Here is a 1856-nt window from a genome sequence, read left to right on the forward strand (position 1 = left end):
CCGACCGTCCGCCCCCCGACCCGGGGCCCCGCTCGTGGCGCTCGCGCTCGTCCTCGTCGGCGCCCTCCTGGGCGCGGTGGTGGGCGGCGTGCTGGGCGCCACGCGACCGACGAGCAGCACGGCGACGACCCCGGTGCGGAGCGGTCCGGAGAGGCGGGGGAGCGCACCGAGCGCGTCCGGCCCTGCCGGCAGTCCCGCCCCTCCCCGCGGCGCGGTGCGCCGCAGGGAGGGCCGGGGGGAGGTCGTCGCCACGACGTCAGCCTCGGCGAGGCCGGCGCGGGCCGCCCGCGGGAGCCGCGTGCTCGGGGACGTGGCCGTTGCTGCCCGCGGCGACCGACGTCGCGGCGGTGCCCGCACCGGCGAGGGCCGGCTCGGCGGGCAGGGACACGAGCTCGCCCGAGACGAAGACCTCGGAGGGGTAGAGGTCGGGGAGCTGGGCCTCCGGGGTGCGCGCGTCCTCCGCCGTGCGCAGCTTGGCGACCTTGTGGATGAGGACGCCGAAGCCGACCTTCGCCGTGATGTCCGCGGCGCAGAAGACGACCTGGACGGTCACGGCCCAGCCGGCGCTGTCCGCGCCCGCCCACAGCGGCACGAGGTACAGCAGCGGGTAGGCGCCGAAGACGCTGAAGAGCAGGATGACGGCGTTGCGCAGGCTGGTGCCCGCCTCGGCGCCGATCTCGCGGCGCGTCTGCGCGTAGGGCCGGTACATGAAGACGTACAGCGCGATGAAGAAGACCGTGGAGATCGCGCCCCAGACGAGCAGGGGAGCGGTGGGGTCGCCGCCGCCCAGCGTGATGGCGCCGAAGTAGCCGGTGACGATCATGAGGAAGGCGCTGGCCATCGCGCCGAAGCGCCACCAGGCGCTGCTGCGACGGGCCAGGGTGCAGACGGCGAAGAGCTCGGCCGTGAGGATCGGCACGGTGACCGACCAGTCCATGTAGCGCAGGCCCGTGACGTTCGTGCCCGGGTCGGGGACGAAGGACGCGCCGTCGGCCGTGGCGGTGAAGTGGGTCAGCCACGTGATGACGAGCAGGCCGTAGGCGAGGGCCGCGACCCAGCAGATGCAGGCCGAGGCGATGCTCGCCGGCCGGTAGCGCTTCGAGACGTCGCTGCGCGTGGCGACGGCGTAGAGGCCGCCCGCGAACAGCGCGAACATCGAGACGGCGAAGGAGTAGAGGACGAGGTCGTACTGCCAGGCGGAGAAGGTCGAGGTGCCGGTGAAGGTCCCGCTCGCCAGCAGCGCGTGGGCTGTGCTCATGGGTGCTCTCGATTCGGTGGAGGACGTCTGCCGTGCCGGTCGACGGCCGTGGTGCCCGTCGCGTCATCACCGTGGTGCAACCTTTGCTCCCATGCAACATTTGCTTCAGGGGACGGTCTCGGCAGCCCTCCGACCGCAGGGGTCGGACGCCGGTCTGGCACCCTCGACCTCTTGAGGGGGTGCCGTGTCCGATCCAGGAGATGATCCGGTCGCCGGACCCGACTGGGAGGAGCTCTCGCACGTGCTGGTGGACCTCGTGCGCACCGCGGTCGCGTCCGCGCCGGACGCGCTGACGCCCGTGCAGCTGCGCTGCCTCGAAGTGCTCTCGGCCAGCGGTGGCCGCGCTCGTGTCAGCGACCTCGCGGAGGCGCTCGGCGTCGTCGCGTCGAGCGCCAGCCGGCTCGTCGACCGCCTCGTCGCGCTCGGCCTCGTGAGCCGTCGCCAGGCCCGCGCCAGCCGCCGGGAGGTCGACGTGTCCCTCACGGGAGCCGGCCGCCGCGCCGTCCAGCGCTCCACCGCCGCGGTGACGGCCGCGCTTGAGACGGCCACGGCCGGCATGGCGGAGGGGGACCGCGAGGCGCTGCGGCGCGGGCTCGCC

General features: G+C 74.4%; 2 protein-coding genes. One reads left to right on the forward strand and one right to left on the reverse strand.

Annotation, left to right across the window (positions count from 1 at the left end; genetic code table 11):
• Positions 1-256: 256 nt before the first annotated feature.
• Positions 257-1258 (reverse strand): bacteriorhodopsin, encoded by a 1002-nt coding sequence (locus HLB09_RS16445; protein ID WP_171204378.1) that lies wholly within the window; start codon positions 1256-1258, stop codon positions 257-259.
• 184 nt (positions 1259-1442) lie between these two features.
• On the opposite strand from HLB09_RS16445, the gene HLB09_RS16450 reads away from it, so the two are divergent.
• Positions 1443-1856: MarR family winged helix-turn-helix transcriptional regulator (locus tag HLB09_RS16450; RefSeq protein ID WP_171204379.1), on the forward strand; the 414-nt coding region annotated here is incomplete at its 3' end.

It is taken from the genome of Pseudokineococcus marinus (assembly GCF_013004605.1).
Lineage (GTDB): Bacteria > Actinomycetota > Actinomycetes > Actinomycetales > Quadrisphaeraceae > Pseudokineococcus > Pseudokineococcus marinus.